At 68.2% G+C, this 25,049-nt stretch carries 23 protein-coding genes; 17 read left to right on the top strand and 6 right to left on the bottom strand.

Annotated features, from left to right (window positions below):
• Positions 1-54 precede the first annotated feature (54 nt).
• Together ACXMYJ_RS04305 and ACXMYJ_RS04300 are read left to right on the top strand one after the other, a co-directional pair.
• Positions 55-1,683 carry an ABC-F family ATP-binding cassette domain-containing protein gene (locus ACXMYJ_RS04305; protein WP_460354242.1) on the top strand — a complete coding sequence of 543 codons (1,629 nt, stop codon included), beginning with the start codon at positions 55-57 and terminating at the stop codon, positions 1,681-1,683.
• 86 nt (positions 1,684-1,769) lie between these two features.
• Positions 1,770-1,964 (top strand): helix-turn-helix domain-containing protein, encoded by a 195-nt coding sequence (locus ACXMYJ_RS04300; protein WP_260752201.1) that lies wholly within the window; start codon positions 1,770-1,772, stop codon positions 1,962-1,964.
• On the opposite strand, the gene ACXMYJ_RS04295 is transcribed toward ACXMYJ_RS04300, so the two are convergent.
• Positions 1,965-2,528, bottom strand: coding sequence for a TetR/AcrR family transcriptional regulator (locus tag ACXMYJ_RS04295; RefSeq protein WP_260752205.1), 564 nt, complete (start codon positions 2,526-2,528; stop codon positions 1,965-1,967).
• A gap of 9 nt (positions 2,529-2,537) precedes the next feature.
• On the bottom strand, positions 2,538-5,345 hold the full coding sequence (gene acnA / locus ACXMYJ_RS04290; RefSeq protein WP_460354240.1) for an aconitate hydratase AcnA: 2,808 nt from the start codon (positions 5,343-5,345) through the stop codon (positions 2,538-2,540).
• 205 nt (positions 5,346-5,550) lie between these two features.
• On the opposite strand from acnA, the gene ACXMYJ_RS04285 reads away from it, so the two are divergent.
• The 9 genes from ACXMYJ_RS04285 (at position 5,551) to ACXMYJ_RS04245 (ending at position 14,506) form a co-directional block, all read left to right on the top strand.
• Complete coding sequence (locus ACXMYJ_RS04285; protein ID WP_443186570.1) at positions 5,551-6,138, top strand: Rv1476 family membrane protein; 588 nt, start codon at positions 5,551-5,553, stop codon at positions 6,136-6,138.
• Between the two features lie 219 nt (positions 6,139-6,357).
• Entirely contained in the window at positions 6,358-7,794 is a 1,437-nt protein-coding gene (gene ripA, locus ACXMYJ_RS04280; RefSeq protein ID WP_460354237.1) for an NlpC/P60 family peptidoglycan endopeptidase RipA, read from the top strand.
• The gene (gene ripB, locus ACXMYJ_RS04275) at positions 7,794-8,474 is read left to right on the top strand and encodes an NlpC/P60 family peptidoglycan endopeptidase RipB (RefSeq protein WP_260758093.1); all 681 of its coding nucleotides are present in this window, start codon (positions 7,794-7,796) and stop codon (positions 8,472-8,474) included. The genes ripA and ripB overlap by 1 nt, the downstream gene beginning before the upstream one ends.
• 153 nt (positions 8,475-8,627) lie before the next feature.
• Positions 8,628-9,773 carry a chaperone MoxR1 gene (gene moxR1 / locus ACXMYJ_RS04270; protein WP_260752212.1) on the top strand — a complete coding sequence of 382 codons (1,146 nt, stop codon included), beginning with the start codon at positions 8,628-8,630 and terminating at the stop codon, positions 9,771-9,773.
• 40 nt (positions 9,774-9,813) lie between these two features.
• The gene (locus tag ACXMYJ_RS04265; RefSeq protein ID WP_260758094.1) at positions 9,814-10,722 is read left to right on the top strand and encodes a DUF58 domain-containing protein; all 909 of its coding nucleotides are present in this window, start codon (positions 9,814-9,816) and stop codon (positions 10,720-10,722) included.
• Positions 10,723-10,778: 56 nt separating this feature from the next.
• Positions 10,779-11,786, top strand: coding sequence for a VWA domain-containing protein (locus ACXMYJ_RS04260; RefSeq protein ID WP_260752213.1), 1,008 nt, complete (start codon positions 10,779-10,781; stop codon positions 11,784-11,786).
• A 47-nt stretch (positions 11,787-11,833) separates the two neighbouring features.
• Positions 11,834-12,601, top strand: coding sequence for a 3-oxoacyl-ACP reductase FabG1 (fabG1, locus tag ACXMYJ_RS04255; RefSeq protein WP_260752215.1), 768 nt, complete (start codon positions 11,834-11,836; stop codon positions 12,599-12,601).
• A gap of 69 nt (positions 12,602-12,670) precedes the next feature.
• Positions 12,671-13,480: an NADH-dependent enoyl-ACP reductase InhA gene (inhA, locus tag ACXMYJ_RS04250; protein ID WP_260752216.1), complete on the top strand. Its 810-nt coding sequence runs from the start codon at positions 12,671-12,673 to the stop codon at positions 13,478-13,480.
• Between the two features lie 6 nt (positions 13,481-13,486).
• Positions 13,487-14,506 (top strand): ferrochelatase, encoded by a 1,020-nt coding sequence (locus tag ACXMYJ_RS04245; protein WP_260752218.1) that lies wholly within the window; start codon positions 13,487-13,489, stop codon positions 14,504-14,506.
• 21 nt (positions 14,507-14,527) lie between these two features.
• Here ACXMYJ_RS04245 and cynS read toward each other — a convergent pair whose 3' ends face one another.
• From cynS to ACXMYJ_RS04230, 3 genes are all read right to left on the bottom strand, one after another.
• Positions 14,528-14,995, bottom strand: coding sequence for a cyanase (gene cynS / locus ACXMYJ_RS04240; RefSeq protein ID WP_260752219.1), 468 nt, complete (start codon positions 14,993-14,995; stop codon positions 14,528-14,530).
• Positions 14,992-15,846, bottom strand: coding sequence for a formate/nitrite transporter family protein (locus ACXMYJ_RS04235; RefSeq protein WP_460354231.1), 855 nt, complete (start codon positions 15,844-15,846; stop codon positions 14,992-14,994). The genes cynS and ACXMYJ_RS04235 overlap by 4 nt, the downstream gene beginning before the upstream one ends.
• Before the next feature lie 313 nt (positions 15,847-16,159).
• Positions 16,160-17,023, bottom strand: a complete 864-nt coding sequence (locus tag ACXMYJ_RS04230) for a hypothetical protein (protein WP_460354228.1) — start codon at positions 17,021-17,023, stop codon at positions 16,160-16,162.
• Between the two features lie 60 nt (positions 17,024-17,083).
• On the opposite strand from ACXMYJ_RS04230, the gene ACXMYJ_RS04225 reads away from it, so the two are divergent.
• The 3 genes from ACXMYJ_RS04225 to ACXMYJ_RS04215 are packed head-to-tail and all read left to right on the top strand — an operon-like array spanning position 17,084 to position 19,067.
• Complete coding sequence (locus tag ACXMYJ_RS04225; protein ID WP_460354225.1) at positions 17,084-17,518, top strand: NfeD family protein; 435 nt, start codon at positions 17,084-17,086, stop codon at positions 17,516-17,518.
• A 14-nt stretch (positions 17,519-17,532) separates the two neighbouring features.
• Positions 17,533-18,708: an SPFH domain-containing protein gene (locus ACXMYJ_RS04220; RefSeq protein WP_460354222.1), complete on the top strand. Its 1,176-nt coding sequence runs from the start codon at positions 17,533-17,535 to the stop codon at positions 18,706-18,708.
• Positions 18,705-19,067, top strand: a complete 363-nt coding sequence (locus tag ACXMYJ_RS04215) for a DoxX family protein (protein ID WP_460354220.1) — start codon at positions 18,705-18,707, stop codon at positions 19,065-19,067. The genes ACXMYJ_RS04220 and ACXMYJ_RS04215 overlap by 4 nt, the downstream gene beginning before the upstream one ends.
• Here the strand turns inward: ACXMYJ_RS04215 and ACXMYJ_RS04210 are convergent.
• Positions 19,054-19,767, bottom strand: a complete 714-nt coding sequence (locus ACXMYJ_RS04210; RefSeq protein ID WP_460354217.1) for a TVP38/TMEM64 family protein — start codon at positions 19,765-19,767, stop codon at positions 19,054-19,056. The two genes, ACXMYJ_RS04215 and ACXMYJ_RS04210, sit on opposite strands and share 14 nt — an antisense overlap.
• Positions 19,768-19,866: 99 nt before the next feature.
• On the opposite strand from ACXMYJ_RS04210, the gene mutA reads away from it, so the two are divergent.
• The 3 genes from mutA to meaB are packed head-to-tail and all read left to right on the top strand — an operon-like array spanning position 19,867 to position 25,039.
• Positions 19,867-21,747: a methylmalonyl-CoA mutase small subunit gene (gene mutA / locus ACXMYJ_RS04205; protein ID WP_460354215.1), complete on the top strand. Its 1,881-nt coding sequence runs from the start codon at positions 19,867-19,869 to the stop codon at positions 21,745-21,747.
• Position 21,748: 1 nt separating this feature from the next.
• Complete coding sequence (gene scpA, locus ACXMYJ_RS04200) at positions 21,749-24,034, top strand: methylmalonyl-CoA mutase (RefSeq protein ID WP_260752227.1); 2,286 nt, start codon at positions 21,749-21,751, stop codon at positions 24,032-24,034.
• A complete protein-coding gene (gene meaB / locus ACXMYJ_RS04195) occupies positions 24,035-25,039 on the top strand; it encodes a methylmalonyl Co-A mutase-associated GTPase MeaB (protein WP_260752228.1) in 1,005 nt (334 codons plus the stop codon).
• Positions 25,040-25,049 lie beyond the last annotated feature (10 nt).

The raw sequence follows: 25,049 nt of genomic DNA, 5'->3' as shown, positions 1-25,049 counted from the left end.
GCCACCCGCGGCATGGGGTATCACCATGCCCTCGTTTCCCTCAGGAGCATCAGCGTGATCACCGCCACGGACCTCGAGGTCCGCGCAGGAGCGCGCACGCTGCTCGCCATCGACGGGTCGGCGCTGCGTGTGCAGCCCGGCGACCGGATCGGACTGGTCGGCCGTAACGGCGCCGGCAAGACCACGACGATGCGCATCCTGGCCGGCGAGGGCGAACCGTACGCCGGCTCGGTCACCCGCACGGGTGAAATCGGTTACCTGCCACAGGATCCCAAAGAGGGTGATCTCGACATGCTGGCGCGGGACCGGGTGCTCTCGGCGCGTGGCCTGGACACCCTGCTCTCGGATCTGGAGAAGCAGCAGGCGTTGATGGCCGAGGTCGCCGACGACGCCGCTCGCGACAAGGCCGTCCGCCGGTACGGGCAGCTGGAGGAGCGGTTCGCCGCGCTCGGGGGCTACGCCGCCGAGAGCGAGGCCGGGCGGATCTGCGCGAGCCTCGGGCTGCCTGACCGGGTCCTCACCCAGCCGCTGCGCACCCTGTCCGGTGGTCAGCGCCGCCGCGTGGAGTTGGCCCGGATCCTGTTCGCCGCGTCCGAGAGCGGCAGCGGGTCGGCGACCACACTGCTGCTCGACGAGCCCACCAACCACCTCGATGCCGACTCGATCGGCTGGCTGCGCACGTTCCTGCAGAACCACACCGGCGGACTGGTCGTCATCAGCCACGACGTCGATCTGCTGGCCGACGTCGTCAACCGGGTCTGGTTCCTGGACGCCGTCCGCGGCGAGGCCGACGTGTACAACATGGGCTGGCAGAAGTACCTCGACGCCCGCGCCAGCGACGAGCAGCGGCGCCGCCGCGAGCGCGCCAACGCCGAGAAGAAGGCGGGCGCGCTGCGGGCGCAGGCCGCGAAGATGGGCGCCAAGGCCACCAAAGCCGTTGCAGCCCAGAACATGCTGCGTCGTGCCGAGCGGATGATCGCCGAGCTGGACGCCGAGCGGGTGGCCGACAAGGTGGCCCGGATCAAGTTCCCGACCCCCGCGCCGTGCGGCAAGACCCCGCTGGTCGCCAAGGGCCTGACCAAGACGTACGGCTCACTGGAGATCTTCACCGGCCTCGACCTGGCCATCGACCGCGGTTCGCGCGTCGTGGTGCTCGGGCTCAACGGTGCGGGCAAGACCACGCTGCTGCGCCTGCTGGCCGGAGTGGAGACCCCCGACGCGGGCGGGCTCGAACCCGGGCACGGACTCAAGATCGGGTACTTCGCGCAGGAGCACGACACCCTCGACAATCTCGCCACGGTGTGGGAGAACATCCGGTCCGCCGCCCCCGACACCGGGGAGCAGGATCTCCGGGGCCTTCTGGGCGCGTTCATGTTCACCGGTCCGCAGCTCGACCAGCCTGCCGGCACGCTGTCGGGCGGTGAGAAGACCCGCCTCGCGCTCGCCGGACTCGTCGCGTCCACCGCGAACGTGCTGCTGCTCGACGAGCCGACGAACAACCTCGACCCGGCTTCGCGGGAACAGGTGCTCGACGCGCTGCGCAGCTACCAGGGTTCGGTGGTGCTGGTGACCCACGATCCCGGCGCCGCCGAGGCGCTCAACCCGCAGCGGGTGCTGTTGCTGCCCGACGGCACCGAGGACTTCTGGTCCGACGAATACCGCGACCTGATCGAACTGGCCTGAGAATCCGCCGCCGCCCTGTGTCAGGCGTCACCCGGCTGGGTATGCGAACGCTACATCCGTGCACAGCAGCGGGGAAGGCGTCGAAGGTGAACAAGAACGGGAAGTCGAGAGATCAGCTGATGACCGAACTGCGCAGCGCCTACGAGCGCGGCGCCAGTATCCGGTCGTTGGTGGCCGAGACCGGCCACTCCTACGGCTCGATACACAGCATGCTGCGGGAATCGGGTACGACGATGCGTAGCCGGGGCGGCCCCAACCACCGCGGTCGCAAGGCCAGCTAGTCACTGCTGGCGGACCGAGTCCTCCACCAGATCCAATACGGCGCCGAGCCTTTCGGGATCGTCGCCGGAGGCCAACCGCGCGACCAGCCCGTCGAGCACCAGCTCCAGGTAGGTGCGCAGCACCTCTCCCGGCACATCGTCACGCAGCCGCCCGGCCTGCTTCTGTCGGCGGAGCCGCTCGGCGGTGGCCGCCGACAGCTCGGCCGACCGTTCCGACCAGCCCCTGCTGAACGCCGGGTCGTTGCGCAACTTGCGCGCGATCTCGAGCCGGGTGGCCAGCCAATCGAATTGGTCGGGCGCGGCCAGCATGTCGCGCATCACCTGGATCAAGCCCTCGCGCGCCGCGACATCGGCCATCCGCTCTGCGTCCTCACGCGCCAGTTCGAAGAACAGCGTGTCCTTGTCGCGGAAGTGATGGAATATCGCACCGCGCGAGAGCCCGATCGTCTGCTCCAGTCGGCGGACCGTGGCCCGGTCGTAGCCGTACTCGGCGAAGCACCGCCGGGCACCGTCGAGGATCTGGCGGCGGCGTGCCGCCAGATGATCGTCGGTCACCCGAGGCATGTCAGATGCTCAGGCCTTCAGCATGTTCCGCAGCACGTACTGCAGGATGCCGCCGTTGCGGTAGTAGTCCGCCTCACCGGGGGTGTCGATCCGCACCACCGCGTCGAATTCCACCGTCTCGCCGCCGTCCTTGCTGGCCTTCACGTGCACCGTCTTCGGCGTCTTGCCCTCGTTGAGGGCCTCGATGCCGGTGATGTCGAAGGTCTCGGTGCCATCGAGTTTCAGCGACGCCGCCGACTCCCCTTCGGGGAACTGCAGCGGGATGACGCCCATGCCGATCAGGTTGGACCGGTGGATCCGCTCGAACGACTCGGTGATGACTGCCCGCACGCCCAGGAGGCTGGTGCCCTTCGCCGCCCAGTCGCGCGACGAGCCCGAGCCGTACTCCTTGCCGCCGAGCACCACCAACGGGATGTTGTTCGCGGCGTAGTTCTGCGCGGCGTCGTAGATGAACGCCTGCTCGCCGCCCTTGGTGAAGTCGCGGGTGTAGCCGCCTGAGACGTCGTCGAGCAACTGGTTGCGCAGCCGGATGTTGGCGAAGGTGCCGCGGATCATCACCTCGTGGTTGCCGCGTCGCGAGCCGTAGGAGTTGTAGTCCTTCTTGTCGACGCCGTGCTCGTCGAGGTACTGGGCCGCCGGAGTGCCCGGCTTGATGCTGCCAGCGGGGGAGATGTGGTCGGTGGTCACCGAATCACCCAGCAGGGCAAGCACTCTGGCGCCCTTGATGTCGGTCACCGGTTCCGGCTCGGCGGGCATACCGTCGAAGTACGGTGGCTTGCGGACATATGTCGAGTCCTCGTCCCACTCGAAGGTGTTGCCGCTCGGCGTCGGCAGGTTGCGCCACCGCTCGTCGCCCTTGAACACGTCGGCGTAGTTCTTCCGGAACATCTCGGTGTTGATGGCCGAGGCGATGGTGTCGTCGATGTCCTTCTGCGACGGCCAGATGTCCTTGAGGAACACGTCGTTGCCGGCCTCGTCCTTGCCGAGCGGCTCGGTTTCGAAGTCGAAGTCCATGGTCCCGGCCAGCGCATAGGCGATCACCAGCGGCGGGGACGCCAGGTAGTTCATCTTGACGTCCGGGTTGATGCGGCCCTCGAAGTTGCGGTTACCCGACAGCACCGCCGTCACCGAGAGGTCGGCGTCGTTGATCGCCTTGCTGATGTCCTCGGGCAGCGGGCCGGAGTTGCCGATGCAGGTCGTGCAGCCGTAGCCGACGAGGTAGAAGCCGAGCTTCTCCAGATACGGCCACAGGCCGGCCTTTTCGTAGTAGTCGGTCACGACCTGCGAACCCGGCGCCATCGTGGTCTTCACCCACGGCTTGGACGTCAGCCCTTTCTCGACCGCGTTGCGGGCCAGCAGGGCGGCACCCAGCATCACCTCGGGGTTGGAGGTGTTGGTGCACGACGTGATCGCCGCGATCACCACCGCGCCGTGATCGATGATGCAGTCGCCGCGCTCGGAGTTCTTGATCTCCACCGGTTTGCTCGGCCTGCCGTTCGAGCCGACCGCCGCGGACGGGATGACGCTGTCCTCGTCGGCGAACGACAGCGCGACCGGGTCGCTGGCCGGGAACGACTCGTCGACGGCCACATCGACCTTGGTGTATTCGACGGGCATGTGCTCCTCGACGTAGTTGTGAATGTCCTTGCGGAACGCGGCCTTCGCGTCAGACAGCGGGATGCGGTCCTGCGGACGCTTCGGCCCCGCGATCGATGCGACCACGTCGCCGAGGTCGAGCTCGATGTACTCAGAGAACTTCGGCTCCCGCGTCGGGTCGTGCCACAGTCCCTGTTCCTTGGCGTACGCCTCCACCAAAGCCAGCTGCTCGTCGCTGCGGCCGGTCATCCTCAGGTAGTCGATCGTCACCTCGTCGATCGGGAAAATCGCTGCGGTGGAGCCGAATTCCGGGCTCATGTTGCCCAGGGTGGCGCGGTTGGCCAGCGGCACCTCGGCGACGCCCTCGCCGTAGAACTCGACGAACTTGCCGACCACACCGTGCTTGCGCAGCATCTCGGTGACGGTCAGCACGACGTCGGTCGCGGTGACACCGGGCCGGCGCTCGCCGGTCAGCTTGAAGCCGACGACACGGGGGATGAGCATCGAGACCGGCTGGCCGAGCATCGCGGCCTCGGCTTCGATACCGCCGACGCCCCAGCCGAGCACGCCGAGGCCGTTCTCCATCGTGGTGTGGCTGTCGGTGCCGACGCAGGTGTCCGGGTAGGCGACGCCGTCGCGGTTCATCACGACGCTGGCCAGGTACTCGATGTTGACCTGGTGCACGATGCCGGTGCCGGGCGGCACGACCTTGAAGTCGTCGAACGCGCCCTGGCCCCAGCGCAGGAACTGGTAGCGCTCACCATTGCGCTCGTACTCGATCTCGACGTTGCGCTCGAACGCGTCGGGGCGGCCGAACAGGTCGGCGATCACCGAGTGGTCGATGACGAGGTCGGCGGGGGCCAGCGGGTTGACCTTCTGCGGGTCGCCGCCGAGCTCGCCGACCGCCTCGCGCATGGTGGCCAGGTCGACGATGCACGGGACGCCGGTGAAGTCCTGCATGATCACGCGGGCGGGGGTGAACTGGATCTCGATGCTCGGATCGGCCTGCGGATCCCAGTTCGCGATCGCCTCGATGTGATCCTTGGTGATGTTGGAGCCGTCCTCGGTGCGCAGCAGGTTCTCCGCGAGCACCTTGAGGCTGTAGGGAAGTTTCTCGGTACCGGGGACCGCGTCCAGGCGGTAGATCTCGTAGCTGTTGTCTCCGACCTTCAGCGTGTCCTTCGCCCCGAACGAGTTCAGGGATGAATTCTTGCTGCTCACATCAACTCCCGGATTTCGACCATCGCCGCGACGGGCTGTGTCGGCGGCGTTTGTAACCTTAACAGTACGCTTGTCCTATATGTAACCCCAGGCCGGCACCCAGTCTCGTCCTCGGTCCAGCGTGCTGCCACCCGTGCCGGGTACCCAGAATGTCGCGCCCGTGTCGTGTGCGCGGCGCCTCGGCGGTCGGCTACGGTTGCTGCCTGTGACCGGACCGCTCTTCGTGCCGTTCCTGCCGACCTACATCCCGCCGGAGTTGTGTCAGACCGTGGGCATCGACCCGGCCTCACCCGGCGCGCCCGACGTGTGCATGGACGTGGTCGGTGCCGACGTCGCCGAAGCGGGCGTCAGCGCCCGGGGGCTGGATCCGGCGCAGGTGTCGCAACTGCAAGAGGTGGTCGCCGACGCCGGGAATCAGGGCATCGATCTGAAGATCGTGGTGATCGGGGCAAATCCGCCGATCCACACCCCGCTGCGCGACATCGCGACCGAGGTCGGCGCGGACAACCCCGGCGCCACCGTGCTGGTGCTGAGCCCGTCGTTCGCCGGCACCTACAGTCCTGAGTTCGACCGGGTGACCCTCGAGGCCGGCGAGGATCTGGCCAAGACGGGTAATCCGGTGCAGTCGTCGAAGAATTTCGTGGGGGAGTTGACGGAGTCTCACTTTCCGTGGACGCCATTCACGATTGTCCTTGTTTTAGCGGTCACTTTGGCCGTGGTGGGCATCCGATTCCTGCAGAAATGGGGCAAACGTGCCTCTGATTCAGATATGCCTGCCGCCAGCTCTGAATGACGCTGCGCTGCGGCGTCAGCAAATTCAATGATTACCGTTTGATAACGCCGATTGCAATTACATTGTTGTAATTTGTGGCTAAAGTTTCCTTAGCGTCAGATGTGACGTACGGTGCAATCGGTGCCTGATGTTGCGGTTGTTCCTCATGTGACTTCTGTTCTCTAGGCGCCCGGACCTGTGCCGACACGTAAGCGTGGAGCCTGAGGAGACTTGAGCCGAATGAGACGCACCCCCGGCAGCGCCTCCGCCTCGCGGCTGTGCGCGGCGTCGCTCGCCATGGGAATGGTGATCACGCTGCCCAACCTCGCGCCGCAGTTGGCGCTCGCGCAGCCCGCCCAGCAGAGCGGCCTGGCCCGGCTGGTGACCGACGTCGCGACCGTCAACCAGAAACTCCAGGACCTCGGCGCGCAGATCCAGATGCAACAGGAGAGCGTCAACAAGGCGATCCTGGACGTGCAGACCGCCCGGGAGAAGGCCGAGTCCGCGCGGCTGGAGATCGACGCCAGTGCGCAACGCGTCAAGGACGCCAACGCCGCGATCGCCGCCGCGCAAGACCGGTTCGACACCTTCGCCGCGTCGATGTACGTCAGCGGGCCTTCGAGCTCGTACCTGAGCGCATCCGACCCGTCGGACATCCTGCACACCGCCGCCACCGGGCAGGCCCTGTCGATGAGCTCGCAGAAGGTCATGGCCGACCTGCAGCGGGCGCGCACCGAACAGGTCAACCGAGAGTCCGCGGCACGGCTGGCCAAGCAGCAGGCCGACGACGCCGTCAAGGCGGCCGAGACCAGCCAGCAGGACGCCGTGGCCGCGCTGACCAACGCTCAACAGACCTTCAAGGCCCAGCAGGCCGAACTCGACCGGCTCACCGCCGAACGTGCGCAGGCCCAGGCCAAACTGCAGGAGGCCAGGACGCTGGCGGCGCCGTCCGGGACGGCGCCCTCCGCGCCGTCGGGCGGCACCCCGTCCGCCGCGCCGGTGGGTGCGGCCAAACCCGCCCCGGCCGGCGCGCACCCGGACTGGGACGTCGACCCCGCCACCGGTAACCGCGAGACCGCCTGGGACATGACCCTGCCCCAGATCCCGAGCGCATTCGTCAGCGGCGATCCGATCCAGATCATCAACGCGGTCCTGAAGATCATCACCACCTCGTTGAAGGTCACCCAAGAGCTCGGCCGCAAGTTCCTGCAGAGCATCGGCCTGCTGCCGACGCCGACGGGTATCACCAACGGGGCCATCCCGACGCTGTACGGCAGGCAGGCCACCGAGTACGTGATCAAGCGCGGCATGTCCCAGTTGGGTGTGCCGTACTCGTGGGGCGGCGGCAACGCCTCGGGCCCGAGCCGCGGAATCGACCGTGGCGCAAACACTGTCGGCTTCGACTGCTCCGGGCTGATGCTCTACATGTTCGCCGGAGTCGGCATCAAGCTCGACCACTACTCGGGTTCGCAGTACAACGCCGGCCGCAAGGTGCCGTCGTCGCAGATGCGCCGCGGCGACATGATCTTCTACGGCCCCAACGCCAGCCAGCACGTCGCCATGTACCTCGGTGACGGGCAGATGCTGGAAGCGCCGTACACCGGCTCCGTCGTCAAGATCTCGCCGGTGCGCACCAGCGGTATGACCCCGTACGTGACCCGAATGATCGAGTGGTGATCGCCCTGCGTCGCTTCGTCATCGCGTTGGCCGCTGCCGCCGCGCTGCTGGCCGGGGCCGTGGCCCCGGCCAACGCCCAACCCAGTCTGTGGGATCCGCTTCTTCCGATGCGGCCCAGCGCCGGGGCGCCAGGTGATGCTCTGGCGATCGCGAATGCGTCGCTGGCCGTCACCGCGCAGGCTACCCAGGCCACCATGGGCATGGGCCGCAAGTTCCTGCAGAGCCTCGGTCTGGTGCCCCCCGACGCGCCCAGCGTCGCACCCGGCAGCGTGCGAGGTGCCGCCGCCGTCGAGTACGTCATCAAGCGCGGCGCCTCCCAGCTCGGCACCCCCTACTCGTGGGGCGGCGGCAAGCCGACGGGCCCCAGCACCGGCGTGGAGCGCGGCGCCAACACCGTCGGGTTCGACTGCTCCGGCTTCACCCAATACTCCTTCGCCGGCGTCGGCGTGCTGATCCCGAAGTATTCGGGCGATCAGTTCAACACCGGTCGCCGCGTCCCGATTCAGCAAGCCAAGCGTGGAGACCTCTTGTTCTGGGGTCCCGGCGGTAGCCAGCACGTCGCCATCTATCTCGGCAACGGCAAGATGCTGGAGTCCGGAGGCACCGCCGACAAGGTGGTCGTCAGCTCGGTCCGGATGGCGGGCCTGCAGCCGACGGTGCAGCGCATCATCGAATCCTGAGTGTGGCCTGAGTTAAAGCTGAGCAACCCGGGCGACGTCGACGGATCTGCGCACGCCTGGAATAGTTGACGGCGAGCGCACGGCCATGACCGGCCGGTGCCGCGATGAAGCCGCGATGAACCAGTTGTACGGCGCATGTGGAAGGAATGTTTGATGACCTCACCGAGTGGACCGCCGCAGGGCGCTGGAGGATTTCCCGGACCGGCCCCGACTCAGGGCTACTCCTCCGGTGCGCACGCCGCGGGTGCGGCGCAGTCCAACGGTGGCCTGCAGAACGAGGTGCACACGCTGGAAAGGGCGATCTTCGAGGTCAAGCGCATCATCGTCGGACAGGATCAGCTCGTCGAGCGGATGCTGGTCGGCCTGCTCGCCAAGGGGCACGTCCTGCTCGAAGGTGTGCCCGGGGTGGCCAAGACGCTGGCCGTCGAGACCTTCGCCAAGGTCGTCGGCGGAACGTTCGCCCGTATCCAGTTCACCCCCGACCTGGTGCCCACCGACATCGTCGGTACCCGCATCTACCGGCAGGGCAAAGAGGAGTTCGACATCGAACTCGGCCCCGTGGTGGTCAACTTCCTGCTCGCCGACGAGATCAACCGTGCGCCGGCCAAGGTGCAGTCGGCACTGCTGGAGGTGATGGCCGAGCGCAAGATCTCCATCGGCGGCAAGACCTTCCCGCTGCCCAGCCCGTTCCTGGTGATGGCCACCCAGAACCCGATCGAGCAAGAGGGCGTCTACCAGCTTCCGGAAGCGCAGCGCGACCGCTTCCTGTTCAAGTTGAACGTCGACTATCCGTCGCCCGAGGAAGAGCGCGAGATCATCTACCGGATGGGTGTCAAGCCGCCGGAGCCCAAGGCGATCCTCAACACCGGCGATCTGCTGCGCCTCCAAGAGGTCGCTGCCAACAACTTCGTCCACCACGCGCTCGTCGACTACGTGGTCCGCATCGTCACCGCGACCCGCGAGCCCGAGAAGTTCGGCATGCCCGACGCCAAGGCGTGGATCGCCTACGGCGCCTCCCCGCGTGCTTCGCTGGGCATCATCGCGGCGTCCCGGGCGCTGGCCCTGGTGCGCGGCCGCGACTACGTGATCCCGCAGGACGTCGTGGAGATCATCCCGGACGTGCTGCGGCACCGCCTGGTGCTCACCTACGACGCGCTGGCCGACGAGATCTCCGCCGAGACGGTGGTCAACCGCATCATGCAGACGGTCGCGTTGCCACAGGTCAATGCCATTCCGCAGCAAGGTCATTCGGTGCCGCCCGTAGTGCCGGCCGCGGCCGGCGCGGCGAGCGGTCGCTGACCTGGTGACACGCTCAAGCCGGTCTGTCGACCTGCCGTCGATGCAGCGCGGGGAGATCCGGGACCCTGCGCTGACGGCGGCGCTGCGCAAGCTCGAGCTGACGGTGCGCCGCAAGCTCGACGGCGTGCTGCACGGTGACCACCTCGGGCTGCTCCCGGGCCCGGGATCCGAACCGGGGGAGTCGCGGGTCTACCAGCCCGGTGACGACGTCCGACGGATGGATTGGTCGGTGACCGCACGGACCACCCATCCGCACGTGCGGCAGATGATCGCCGACCGGGAACTGGAGACCTGGCTGGTGGTCGATGTCTCGGCCAGCCTGGACTTCGGCACGGCCAACTGCGAGAAGCGTGACCTGGCCGTCGCCGCGGCGGCGTCGATCGCGTTCCTCAACAGCGGCGGCGGCAACCGGATCGGCGCGATCATCTCCAACGGCGAGACGATGCGCCGCGTGCCCGCACTGTCGGGTCGGATGCACGAGCAGGAGTTGTTGCGGGCGATCGCCACCACGCCGCGCGCGCCGGTGGGCGTGCGCGGGGACCTGGCCGCGGCTATCGACGCGCTGCGCAGACCGGAACGGCGCCGCGGCATGGCGGTGATCATCAGCGACTTCCTCGGCCCGATCAACTGGATGCGTCCGCTGCGCGCCGTCGCCGGCCGGCACGAGGTGCTCGGTATCGAGATCCTCGACCCGCGCGACATCGAACTGCCCGACGTCGGTGATGTCGTGCTGCAGGACACCGAGACCGGCCGGACCCGCGAGTTCACCATCGACGAGCAGTTGCGCACCGACTTCGCCAAGGCCGCTGCCGCGCACCGGGCCGATGTCGCGCGCACCCTGCGCCGTTGCGACGCGCCGCTGCTGACCCTGCGCACCGACCGGGACTGGATCGCCGACGTGGTCCGCTTCGTGGCGAGTCGGCGCCGCGGCGCCCTCGCCGCGCGGTGATGAGGCCCACCATTGCTGATGACGATGACTGATAAACACGAAATGACAAGTGCCGTATGACTTTGCCGTTGCTCGGACCGATGTCGCTGTCGGGTTTCGAACACCCCTGGTTTTTTCTCTTCTTCATTGTCGTCCTCGGGCTGATCGCTCTTTACGTAATCGTGCAGCTGTCCCGCCAGAAGCGGATGCTGCGCTTTGCGAACATGGAGCTGCTGGAGAGCGTGGCCCCGAAGCGGCCCAGCCGCCTGCGCCACCTTCCCGCGGTGCTGATCTTCCTGTCGCTGGTGTCGTTCACCATCGCCATGACGGGCCCGACGCACGACGTGCGCATCCCGCGCAACCGGGCCGTGGTGATGCTCGTCGTCGACGTGTCCCAGTCGATGCGTGCCACCGACGTCGCCCCCAACCGGCTCGTCGCCGCGCAGGAGGCCGCCAAACAGTTCGCCGACCAGCTGACCCCCGGCATCAACCTCGGGTTGATCGCCTACGCGGGTACCGCGACGGTGCTGGTGTCGCCGACCACCAACCGGGAGGCGACCAAGACCGCGATCGACAAGCTGCAGCTGGCCGACCGCACCGCCACCGGCGAGGGCATCTTCACCGCACTGCAGGCCGTGGCCACCGTCGGCGCGGTCATCGGTGGCGGTGACGAACCGCCGCCGGCGCGCATCGTGTTGATGTCCGACGGCAAGGAGACCGTGCCGTCCAACCCGGACAACCCCAAGGGCGCCTACACCGCGGCGCGCACCGCCAAGGACCAGGGCGTGCCGATCTCCACGGTGTCGTTCGGCACACCCTACGGGTACGTCGAGATCAACGACCAACGCCAGCCGGTGCCCGTCGACGACGAGATGCTCAAGAAGATCGCCGACCTCTCCGGAGGGGACGCGTTCACCGCGTCCAGCCTGGAGCAGCTCAAACAGGTCTTCACCAACCTGCAGGAGCAAATCGGTTACGAGACCATCAAGGGCGACGCCAGCGTGGGCTGGTTGCGGGTCGGCTCACTGCTGCTGGCGCTGGCCGCGCTGGGAGCGCTGCTGATCAATCGGCGGCTGCCGAACTGAGTAAGGCGATTTCTTAAGAATGGTGGGCAACGGCTAAGTTGACGAACATGACTGTCGCTGAGAACCCCGCCGACACCGAAGCGCACTCCACGGGCGGCCGTCCCACGTTCGTGTCGCGTTCTGTGCTGGTGACCGGCGGTAACCGCGGCATCGGCCTGGCGATCGCCCAGCGGCTGGCCGCCGACGGCCACAAGGTCGCCGTCACCCACCGCGGCTCCGGCGCGCCGGAGGGCCTGTTCGGTGTCGAGTGCGACGTCACCGACAACGACGCCGTCGACCGCGCGTTCACCGCGGTCGAGGAACACCAGGGTCCGGTCGAGGTGCTGGTGTCCAACGCCGGCATCTCCAAGGACGCGTTCCTGATGCGGATGACCGAGGACAGGTTCACCGACGTCATCGACGCCAACCTCACCGGTGCGTTCCGGGTCACCCAGCGGGCATCGCGGACCATGCAGCGCAAGCGGTTTGGCCGGATCATCTACGTCGGGTCGGTGTCGGGCATGTGGGGCATCGGCAACCAGGCGAACTACGCGGCGTCCAAGGCCGGCCTGATCGGCATGGCGCGTTCGATCTCACGCGAGCTGTCGAAGGCCAACGTCACCGCGAACGTGGTGGCACCCGGTTACATCGACACCGAGATGACCCGCGCGCTCGACGAACGCATCCAGAAGGGCGCGCTGGATTTCATCCCGGCCAAGCGCGTCGGCACCGCCGCCGAGGTCGCCGGCGTGGTCAGCTTCCTGGCGTCTGAGGACGCGAGTTACATCGCCGGCGCGGTGATCCCCGTCGACGGCGGCATGGGAATGGGCCATTAGCGCGACCGTGACAACAGGGTCACCAGCCCCGACGGCACAGCGCATGAGAAGAGATAAGGACTTTTCACGATGACAGGGTTTCTCGAAGGCAAGCGCATCCTCGTCACGGGGATCATCACCGACTCCTCGATCGCGTTCTACATCGCCAAGGTCGCCCAGGAGGCCGGCGCCGAACTGGTGCTGACCGGCTTCGACCGGATGAAACTGATCCGTCGCATCGCCGACCGCCTGCCCAAGCCTGCGCCGCTGATCGAACTCGACGTACAGAACTCCGAGCACCTGGACACGCTCGCCGACCGGGTCACCGCCGAGATCGGCGACGGCAACAAGCTCGACGGGGTGGTGCACTCCATCGGCTTCATGCCGCAGACCGGCATGGGCATCAACCCGTTCTTCGACGCCCCCTACGAGGATGTCGCCAAGGGCATCCACATCTCGGCCTACTCGTACGCGTCGCTGGCCAAGGCGGTGCTGCCGATCATGAACTCCGGCGGCGGCATCGTGGGCATGGACTTCGACCCGACGCGCGCGATGCCTGCTTACAACTGGATGACCGTCGCCAAGAGCGCTCTGGAGTCGGTCAACCGGTTCGTCGCCCGGGAAGCCGGCAAGGTCGGTGTGCGGTCCAATCTCGTTGCTGCAGGACCGATCCGGACGCTGGCGATGAGCGCCATCGTCGGAGGTGCGCTCGGCGAGGAAGCCGGCGCCCAGATGCAGCTGCTCGAGGAGGGCTGGGATCAGCGCGCGCCGCTGGGCTGGAACATGAAGGACCCGACACCGGTGGCCAAGACGGTGTGCGCATTGCTGTCCGACTGGCTCCCGGCCACCACCGGGACGGTCATCTTCGCCGACGGCGGCGCCAGCACCCAGTTGCTGTGACATCCCGTGACGTTTGACGCCCTGCTGCTGTTGTCGTTCGGGGGACCCGAGGGCCCCGAGCAGGTGATGCCGTTCCTGGAGAACGTGACCCGCGGGCGCGGCATCCCGCGGGAGCGGCTGGAATCGGTCGCCGAGCACTACCTGCACTTCGGTGGGGTCTCGCCGATCAACGGCATCAACCGGGACCTGATCACGGCGATCGAGGCCGAACTCGCGCGGCGCGGCGTGGCACTGCCGGTCTACTTCGGTAACCGCAACTGGGAACCGTACGTCGAAGACGCTGTTGCTGCGATGCGGGACAACGGTATTCGTCGTGCTGCGGTGTTCTCGACGTCGGCGTGGGGCGGCTATTCGGGGTGTACCCAGTACCAGGAGGACATCGCCCGCGGCCGTGCCGCTGCCGGGCCCGAGGCGCCTGAGCTCGTCAAGCTGCGTCAGTACTTCGACCATCCGCTGTTGATCGAGATGTTCGCCGACTCCATCAGGGCCGCCGCGGCGACCCTGCCCGCCCAGGTGCGCGACCAGGCTCGTCTGGTGTTCACCGCGCACTCGATCCCGCTGCGGGCGGCATCGCGTTGCGGGCCCGACCTTTACGAGCGTCAGGTGGGCCACACCGCAGCGTTGGTGGCGGCCGCCGCCGGATTCCCGGAGTACGACCAGGTATGGCAGTCGCGGTCGGGTCCGCCCCAGGTGCCGTGGCTGGAGCCCGACGTCGGCGATCACCTGAAGGCGCTGGCGGCCGACGGTGTCGCGGCGGTGATCGTCTGCCCGGTCGGTTTCGTCGCCGACCACATCGAGGTGGTCTGGGACCTGGACAACGAGCTCGCCGAACAGGCCGCCGAGGCCGGCGTCGCGTTCGCGCGGGCGTCGACACCCAACGCCCAGCCCCGCTTCGCGCAACTCGTGGTCGACCTGATCGACGAAGTACGCCTTGGCCTTCCGGCGCAGAGAGTCGGTGGGGGACTGGTGCCGGGTTACGGCAGCAGCGTCAACGGCGCGCTGTGTACGCCTGACTGTTCGGCCTGAGCCGCCCCGCAGGGCAGTCTTTCATCGCCGCTCGGAGCCGTCGGCGGCTGTCCACGCGTACGGCAGGAACTTGCCGTCGAACGTGACCACCACCCGGTCACCGTCGGGATGGGTCTTGCGCTCGACCTCGACGCTGAAGTTGATCGCGCTCATGATTCCGTCGCCGAACTGCTCACCGATGAGCTCCTTGATCGCGCCGCCATAGACCTGCAGCGCCTCGTAGAACCGGTAGATGGTCGGGTCGGTCGGTACCGCGGTCGGCAGCCCGCCCCGCATCGGCACCGCAGCCAGCACCGGGACTGCCGACTCGTCCAGCCCGAGGATGTCGGCGAGGAGCTTTCCGGACCGCTCTGGCACCGGGTGCTGACCCAGCAGCGCCGCGATGGTCCACACCACCGGTCTGTCGATCGCGTCGGCGAGCTGCTGCCAGGTCAGGCCCTTGGCCACCCGGGCCGCCACGATCGCGGCGGTGACGTCATCGCGGGTCATGCGTTGGCCTTGACCGGGATGTCGAAGTCCGCTGCGCCGGCGGGCCGGTTCCATTCCCCGCCGGTGCGGGCGTGGGTGGCATACAGCGTGAGCCCGACGAACGCCAGGCCTCCCACGAGATTGCCGACGACGGTGGGGATCTCGTTCCAGATCAGGTAGTCGGCGACGGAGAAGTCGCCGCCGAGCATCAGTCCCGACGGGAAGAGGAACATGTTCACCACCGAGTGCTCGAAACCCATGTAGAAGAACAGCATGATCGGCATCCACATCGTGATGACCTTGCCGGACACCGACGTCGACATCATCGCCGCGACGACTCCGGTCGACACCATCCAGTTGCACAGCACCCCGCGTATGAACAGCGTCAGCATGCCTGCGGCACCGTGGTCGGCGTAGCCGACCGTGCGGCTGGACCCGATCTCACCGAGTCGCAGGCCGACCTCGTTGGGATCCACGGTGAATCCATAGGTCAGTGTGACGGCGATCATCACCGCGACGGTCAGGGCCCCCAGGAAGTTGCCGAGGAAGACCAGACCCCAGTTGCGCAGCATCGAGCCGACCGTGACGCCCCGCCGCTTGTCGAGCAACGCGAGCGGCACCAGCGTGAAGACCCCGGTGAGGAGGTCGAACCCCATCAGGTACAGCAGGCAGAAGCCGACCGGGAACAGCACCGCGCCGAGCAGCGCGTTGCCCGTCTGCACGGTGATGGTGACGGCGAACGCGGCGGCCAGAGCGAGAATCGCGCCGGCCATGTACGCGCGGATCACCGTGTCCCGGGTCGACATGAAGGCCTTGTTCTCGCCGGCGTCGATCATCTTGATGACGAACTGCGGCGGGTCCACGTAGGACATGACGTCGCTCTCCTTGAATTCTGTGCGGCGGCCGGCCCGCGAGGGCCGTGGCCCGGACTGCCGGTGCCCGCGTCATCGGTGACACCAGAGGCGTTTCTGCCGCGAACCAGCATCACCGGCCGCTGTGACCCCGGTGTGAACTCATTGACAGGATCGCGTCACAAAGACATCACCGTGGGGTGCGGACTGCCGTGAGGTCCGGCCGGTCGGCGCAGGTGCGCGTCGAAGGTGTCTTCCGTTCTCGCTGCAGCACAGCAGGATTGGCCAACAGGGTGGGCGCGACGGCCCAGATGTGCGCCTGAGGGGCGGTGTGTCAGGGCCGCCAGGCGGAGTGCAGCACCGCGTCCACCGCGGCCAACCGGGCCGAGCGCACCACGGTGGCCAGCGGCCGCAGCGCGTCGCTGGCCAGCTGAACCTCGGACGAACTCTGCAGTCCGATCGGGATCAGTCCGGAACTGACGGTGATGATGGCGTCGATGTGCGCGGCGTTCTCCAGCACCCGCACCGCCCGGGTGGGGGCGTGGTCGGGGATGCGGTGCATGCGCGTGGCGTCGAGGACCTGCTCGACAAGCCGGCGCGGATCGGCGACCTCGCCGCCCGGGGCGCCGGCGCGCAGCGCGCCCAGCGCGTCGGCGGCTGAGCGCACCGCGTCGCGCAACTGATACTCGGCCTCGCCGAGATCGAAATGACCCGCGGGCGGCGCCGACGAGAACGAGTACACCGTCCACGACAGCCCGCTCAGTTCCGCCGAGAACTCGAAATCGTCGTCGGGATCATCGGGAAAGCTGTCCTGGTATTCGAAGTCGGGCACCAGCCCGATCGCTCCGTCGATCCCGTTGACCGTCACCGCCTCGCCGGAGGCGATGGCGTCGCGACCGAACTGCGTCCCCGGCGGCAGGCCGCGCACGTCGCCGGGAACGGGCAGCGTCAACGCGATCGTCGGTTGCGCATCGCTGCGGCCGGCGGCGGTGCGGATCGTCTGCAGCAACGACATCGAGGCGGCGTCATCGAGATCGGGCCACGACAGCCCCGTGCGTTCGGCGGCCACCGAATCGTAGGCCGTGACCGAATGCTTTGGCGTCCACTGGGATAACGCGTCAAGGACATCGTCGGGCGCCGCCGCGCCTGCCAACCAGGCGTTGGCCCATACCGAGAGTGAAACACTGGGGCACCACATGATGGCTGCAGTGTAGTTGTTAGCCGCTGATCCGGTAGGTTGCCGCGTTAGGCTGGCGTCATGCCTGTCCCGCTGATCTGGCTGATCGCAGCACTGGCGCTCGCCGGCGCCGAGGCGCTCACCGGCGACATGTTCCTGCTCATGCTCAGCGGTGGCGCTCTGGCCGCGGCCGGGTCCAGCTTCCTGCTCGACTGGCCGGTCTGGGCCGACGGCCTGGTGTTCCTGATCGTGTCGGTGCTGTTGCTGGTCGGGGTGCGCCCGGCGCTGCGTCGCCGTCTGGCGTCCGGCAAGGGTCTGCCCGAGCCGGTGAAGGCACTGGAGGGCAAGAGCGCGCTGGTGCTCGACCGCGTCGCCCAGCACGAGGGTCAGGTGAAGCTCGAGGGCGAGGTGTGGACGGCCCGGCCGTACAACCAGGACGACGTCTACGAACCCGGCGATCACGTGACCGTCGTGCACATCGACGGCGCCACCGCGGTCGTCTCCAAGATCGTCTAGGGAAGGAGTTCCACGTGGATGGCGCTATCGCAGGACTGATTCTGCTGGCCGTGCTCGTCGTCTTCGCGGCGGTGGTCGTCGCGAAATCGGTCGCGTTGATCCCGCAGGCCGAGGCGGCCGTGATCGAGCGCCTCGGGCGTTACAGCAAGACGGTGTCCGGGCAGCTGACGCTGCTGGTGCCGTTCATCGACAAGATCCGCGCCCGGGTCGACCTGCGCGAGCGGGTGGTGTCGTTCCCGCCGCAGCCGGTGATCACCGAGGACAACCTCACGGTGAACATCGACACCGTCGTGTACTTCCAGGTGACCAATCCGCAGGCCGCGGTCTACCAGATCAGCAACTACATCGTCGGAGTCGAGCAGCTCACCACCACCACGCTGCGCAACGTCGTGGGCGGCATGACGCTGGAGCAGACCCTGACGTCGCGCGACTCGATCAACGGGCAGCTGCGCGGTGTGCTCGACGAGGCCACCAACCGGTGGGGACTGCGGGTGGCCCGCGTCGAGCTGCGCAGCATCGATCCGCCGCCGTCGATCCAGGACTCGATGGAGAAGCAGATGCGCGCAGACCGCGAGAAACGCGCGATGATCCTGACCGCCGAGGGCAGCCGGGAAGCGGCCATCAAGCAGGCCGAAGGCCAGAAGCAGGCGCAGATCCTCGCCGCCGAGGGCGCCAAGCAGGCCGCGATCCTGGCCGCTGAGGCCGATCGACAGTCCCGGATGCTGCGCGCCCAGGGCGAGCGGGCGGCCTCGTACCTGCAGGCGCAGGGGCAGGCCAAGGCCATCGAGAAAACGTTCGCGGCGATCAAGGCCGGCAGGCCGACACCGGAGTTGCTCGCTTACCAGTACCTGCAGACTCTGCCGGAGATGGCCAAGGGCGAGGCCAACAAGGTGTGGCTGGTGCCGAGCGACTTCGGTTCGGCCCTACAGGGATTCACCAAGCTGCTGGGCGCGCCGGGGTCCGACGGGGTGTTCCGCTACACGCCGTCGCCGGCCGACGACACGGCGCCGAAGTCCGACGACGAGGAAGTCGCCGACTGGTTCAACACCGAGACCGATCCCGCGATCGCGCAGGCCGTGGCCAAGGCCGAGGCCGAGGCGCGCACCCCGGTCCAGGGGGCCGGACTTCTGTCGGCTCCGGAGGCGCCCGGCCAGTTGGCTGCGCCGCGGCACGGGGCGCCGGAGCAGTGAGCGCGCTGACCTCGCCGCGCACCTACGCCGTGCTCGCCGCGGTGCAGGCCGCCGACGCGGCGGCGTGTGTCGGCCCGATCGCGCCGGTCAAGAAGGCGTTCGACGACGTCGGCCTGCCCGAGGAACTGCGCCCGTTGATTCCGGTGGTGAAGGCCGCCAGTGCGGTGGGGTTGCTGTCGGTGTTCCGCTGGCCGGCGCTGGCCCGGCTGACCACGTTCATGCTCGCGGTCTACTTCACGCTCGCGGTCGGCTCCCACGTCCGGGCCAGGGACTGGAGCCCGGGTCTGGTCGCGGCGTCGTCGCTGCTCGCGCTGTTCGGAGCGATGACGGTGAAAGGGCCGGACGTCAGGACGCCGTGACCGGTGTCTGGCTGCGCCGGTGGGTCCTGATCTCGTAGATCAGACCGGCCACGCCGAGCGCCGCGGTGCAGACCGACACCACCAGCAGCAGCGGGCTGACCCGTCCGGTCAGCGCGTCGCCGAAGATCACGATGGCCGATGTGCCCGGCAGCACGCCGGCCAAGGTGGCCAGCGTGTAAGGCACCACCCGCACCGATGACGCCCCCGCGGCATAATTGAGCACCGAGAACGGCACGGCCGGAATCATCCTGGTGGCGAGTACGACGGGCCAGCCCCGCTCCCGCAGCCGCCGGTCGACGGCGTCGACGCGGGGATGTGACACCCATCGGCTGACCTGCCAGCCCACGGTGCGGACCAGCAGCAGCGCGATGATCGCGCTGAGCGTGCTCGCGGCCACTGCGATCGGGATGCCCAGCACCGGGCCGAACAACAGTCCGGCGGCGAGTGTGAACGCGGTACGCGGAAACGGGAAAACCGTGACCACGACGTGCGCGGCGAAGAACGCCAGCGGGAACCACGCTCCGACCGAGGTGGCCCAGTCCCGCAGCTGCAGCGCGGTCGGTAGCGGCACGAACAGCGCAACTGCGACGAGAATCACAATCCCGCCCAGGACCGCGGCGAGCTGTCCCCGCGGTGCCGTCTTCAGCGTGGCGACGACCGTGGCACCGACGGTACGAAGCGTGCTGACTACGGATTTCACGCTTACCAAGAGTACGGGGGCGTAGCTGATGCGCTCGGCGACCGCTCCGGTGCCGTGCGCCACCGGCGCACGCTGGTGTGATGGCCATCATTTAGCCTGATGGCTGTGCAGAAACCCAGCGCCGGCGCTGCCGGTGGAGTAATCGACGCCGATCTGGACCGGTGGCGCTCCGCTGTGGCGGGCGTTCTGGCGAAGTCTTTGAAGCGGGATCCCGCCGACCTGCCGGCCGAGCCCGAGCGTCTGCTCGATTCGGCCACCTACGACGGATTCCCGGTCAAGCCGCTCTACACCGCTGCCGACGAAGGTGCCGAGCCCGCCCTGCCGGGCCGGTGGCCGTTCGTGCGCGGCGGCGACGCCCTGCGGGACACCAAGTCCGGGTGGAAGGTCGCCGAGGCGTTCCCGGCCGAAGCCGGAAGCGTCGCCGAGGCCAACGGTGCCATCCTGCTGGCGCTGACCGAAGGTGTCAGCGCGCTGGTGCTGCGGGTCGGTGACACCGCCGGCGCGGTGGCGCCCGGCGACCTGGAGCGGTTGCTCGACGGGGTCTACCTGGACCTGGTGCCGGTTCTGGTGGAGGTCGCCGGCGACGGGTCGGCCTTCCGCGCCGCCGCCGATGCGCTGCTGGCGCTGCTCACCGGCCTTGACGAGGACCAGCGTTCGCGGCTGTCGATCGACCTCGGCGCGGACCCGCTGACGGCGCCGCTGGCCGGCCACCCGGCGCCCGAGGCCGCCGACGTCGTGGCGATCGCCCGGAAGGCGCTGGAGTACGACACGCACGTGCGGGCGGTCACCGTCGACGGTCCGGCTTTGCACAACGCCGGCGCCAACGCCTCCTGGGAACTCGGTGCCTCCGTCGCCGCGGGCGTCGCCTACCTGCGGCTGTTGACCGACGCCGGGCTGTCGACGGCGCAGGCGCTCGGACAGATCAGCTTCCGTGTCGCCGCCGACGACGACCAGTTCATGACCATCGCGAAACTACGTGCTGCGCGCCAACTCTGGGCCCGCGTCGCAGAGGTGGTCGGCGAACCCGAAGCCGGGGCGGCCACCCTGCACGCCACCACGTCGCTGCCGATGATGACCGCGCGGGACCCGTGGGTGAACATGCTGCGCACCACCGTGGCCGCGTTCGCCGCGGGAGTCGGGGGCGCCGACACGCTCGTGGTGCACCCCTTCGACGTCGCGATCGATGGTGGATTCCCCGGTACGGCACGCAGTTTCGCGCGCCGTATCGCCCGCAACACCCAGCTGCTGCTCCTCGAGGAATCCCACCTGGGGCAGGTGCTCGACCCGGCGGGCGGCTCCTGGTTCATCGAGGACCTCACGCGCAGCCTCGCCGAGCAGGCTTGGCAGAACTTCCAGGAGATCGAGGCCCGCGGCGGATTCGAGGCGGCGCGCGAGCACATCAGCGCCCGCATCGCCGAGGTCGCCGAGCGGCGCGCCGACGACATCGCGCACCGGCGCACCGCCGTCACCGGTGTCAACGAATTCCCCAATCTGGACGAAGTGCCGCTGCCCCAAGGGGATCCGCTCCCGAACGTGCAGCGCTATGCGGCGGCCTTCGAGGCGCTGCGGCACCGTTCGGACGCCCATCTGGAGAAGACCGGTGCCCGGCCGAAGGCGATGCTGCTGCCCCTGGGGCCGTTGGCCGAGCACAACATCCGCACCACCTTCACCGCGAACCTGCTGGCCTCCGGCGGGATCGAGGCCGTCAACCCCGGCCCCCTGGACGCCGCTGCCGTCGGGGCCGCGGTCACGGAGGCCGGTGTCACCGAGATCGCGGTGATCTGCGGCACCGACGCCCGCTACGCCGGTGAGGTGTCGGCCGTCGTCGACGCTGCGCGCGCCGCCGGGGTGGCACACGTCCTGCTGGCGGGACCGGAAAAGGCGGTCGCCGAAGCCGATTCGAAGCCCGACGGCTACCTCACCGCGAAGATCGACGCGGTGAGCGCTCTGTCGGACCTGCTGACCCGATTGGGGGCATGACATGACCGTGCACGATGTCGCCGGCGAGCAGGCCGGCGCTGCCGGGGCGAACAGCATCCAGAGCTTCGCCGACGTCCCGCTGCAGGGGGACACCACGGTGAGCTCGCCGACCCCGTCGGACGTCGACGGCCAGGTGTCCGCGGCCGCGGCCGCACACGGGTACACCGCCGACCAGTTGGACTGGTCCACCCCGGAAGGCATCGACGTCAAGCCCGTCTACATCGGCGCCGACCGTGACTCGATCGTCGAGGCGGGTTACCCGCTGCACAGCCTGCCCGGCGAACCGCCGTTCGTGCGCGGCCCGTATCCGACGATGTACGTCAACCAGCCCTGGACCATCCGCCAGTACGCCGGGTTCTCGACGGCCGCGGAGTCCAACGCGTTCTACCGGCGCAACCTGGCCGCGGGACAGAAGGGTTTGTCGGTGGCGTTCGACCTCGCCACCCACCGCGGTTACGACTCCGATCACCCGCGCGTCGCCGGCGACGTCGGCATGGCGGGCGTGGCGATCGACTCGATCCTCGACATGCGCCAGCTCTTCGACGGTATCGACCTGTCCTCGGTGTCGGTGTCGATGACCATGAACGGAGCCGTGCTGCCCATCCTCGCGCTGTACGTGGTGGCCGCCGAGGAGCAGGGTGTGCCGCCGGAGAAGCTCGCCGGGACCATCCAGAACGACATCCTCAAAGAGTTCATGGTCCGCAACACCTACATCTATCCGCCGAAGCCGTCGATGCGGATCATCTCCGACATCTTCGGTTACACCAGCGCGAAAATGCCGAAGTTCAACAGCATTTCGATCTCCGGCTACCACATCCAGGAGGCGGGCGCGACGGCCGATCTGGAGCTCGGTTACACGCTGGCCGACGGTGTGGAGTACATCAAGGCCGGCCTGGACGCCGGGCTGGACATCGACAAGTTCGCGCCGCGGCTGTCGTTCTTCTGGGGCATCGGCATGAACTTCTTCATGGAGGTGGCCAAGCTGCGCGCCGGCCGGCTGCTGTGGAGCGAGATGGTGTCGCAGTTCGACCCCAAGAGCTCCAAATCGTTGTCGCTGCGCACCCATTCGCAGACCTCCGGCTGGTCGCTGACCGCCCAGGACGCGTTCAACAACGTGGCGCGCACCTGCGTGGAGGCGATGGCCGCCACCCAGGGGCACACGCAATCCCTGCACACCAACGCCCTCGACGAGGCGCTCGCGCTGCCCACCGACTTCTCGGCCCGCATCGCCCGCAACACCCAGCTGCTGCTGCAGCAGGAGTCGGGCACCACACGCCCGATCGACCCGTGGGCCGGTTCGTACTACGTCGAGTGGCTGACCTATCAGCTGGCGGAGAAGGCGCGCGGCCACATCCGCGAGATCGCCGAGCACGGCGGTATGGCGCAGGCCATCAACGAGGGCATCCCGAAGCTGCGCATCGAGGAGGCGGCCGCGCGCACCCAGGCGCGCATCGACTCCGGACAGCAGACCGTGATCGGCGTGAACCGCTACCAGGTCGACGAGGACCACGAGATCGAGGTTCTCAAGGTCGAGAACAGCCGGGTGCGGGCCGAGCAGATCGCGAAACTGGAAAAACTCCGCGCGGAAAGGGATGAGCGCGGGACACAATCCGCGCTGGCCGAGCTGACCCGGGCCGCCGCGGCGACCGGTACCGCCGGAGTGGATGGCCTGGGCAACAACCTGCTGGCGCTGGCGATCAACGCCGCGCGCGCCAAGGCCACCGTCGGCGAGATCTCGGATGCGCTGGAGAAGGTGTACGGCCGGCACCAAGCCGAGATCCGCACCATCGCAGGGGTTTATCGAGACGAGGTGGGTATGGCGAGCAACGTGAGCAGCGCGACCGAGCTCGTCGAGAAGTTCGCCGAGGCCGACGGCCGCCGGCCCCGCATCCTGGTCGCCAAGATGGGTCAGGACGGCCACGACCGCGGCCAGAAGGTCATCGCGACCGCGTTCGCCGACATCGGCTTCGACGTCGACGTCGGCTCGCTGTTCTCCACCCCTGAAGAGGTCGCCCGACAGGCGGCTGACAATGATGTCCACGTCGTCGGGGTGTCCTCGCTGGCGGCCGGTCACCTCACGTTGGTACCTGCGCTGCGCGACGCGCTGGCCGAGGTGGGCCGGCCCGACATCATGATCGTCGTCGGCGGGGTCATCCCCCCGGGTGACTTCGACGAGCTGTACGCCGCCGGCGCGACCGCGATCTTCCCGCCCGGCACCGTCATCGCCGATGCCGCAATCGGGCTGCTGAACAAGCTGGCCGAACGACTCGGGTACAGCTTGAGCTAGATGAATCAGCCGGTCCACGAGCTCGCCGACCTCGCAACCGCTCTGCGCAGCGGCGACCGCTCGGCCCTGGCGAGGGCGATCACGCTGGTCGAGTCGACCCGCCCCGACCACCGGCAGAAGGCACAGGAGCTGCTGCTGGAGCTCATGCCCGAAGCCGGCAGCGCGCTGCACGTGGGGATCACAGGCGTGCCCGGGGTCGGCAAGTCGACGACGATCGAAGCGCTCGGCATGCACCTCATCGAGCAGGGGCACCGGGTGGCGGTGCTTGCGGTCGACCCGTCCTCGACGCGGACCGGGGGATCGATCCTCGGTGACAAGACCCGGATGGCGAAGCTGGCGGTGCACCCGGACGCCTACATCCGGCCCTCACCGACGTCGGGAACCCTCGGTGGGGTTGCCAAGGCCACGCGCGAGACGATCGTGCTGCTCGAAGCCGCCGGCTACGACGTGATCCTGGTCGAGACGGTTGGAGTCGGGCAGTCCGAGGTGACCGTCGCCAACATGGTCGACACGTTCGTCTTCCTCACGCTGGCGCGCACCGGCGACCAGTTGCAGGGCATCAAGAAAGGGGTGCTCGAGCTCGCCGACATCGTGGTGGTCAACAAGGCCGACGGTGAGCACGCCGTCGAGGCCAAGGCCGCCGCGCGCGAACTCGCCGGGGCCATCAGGCTGATCTATCCCCGTGAAACGCTCTGGCGTCCACCGGTTCTGACGATGAGCGCGTTGACCGGCGCCGGGCTCGCGGAGCTCTGGCAGACGATTCTCAGACACCGTGACGTGCTCACCGGGGCCGGACAGTTCGAGGCCAGGCGGCGCACCCAGCAGGTGGAGTGGACATGGTCGATGGTCCGTGACACCGTGCTCGACCGAGTGCTGTCGAGTCCCGGGGTGCGCGCGATCCGCGGTGAGGTCGAGCGTCGGGTTCGCGACGGCGAGCTCACCCCGGCGCTGGCCGCGCAGCAGATCCTCGACGCGGTCGAACCGGCACCGAAAAGCTCCGGCTAACGAATAGGTA

This window comes from Mycobacterium sp. ZZG (assembly GCF_054786995.1).
Note: the sequence above shows the minus strand (reverse complement) of the source record. Positions and strands in the feature narration are given on the sequence as shown.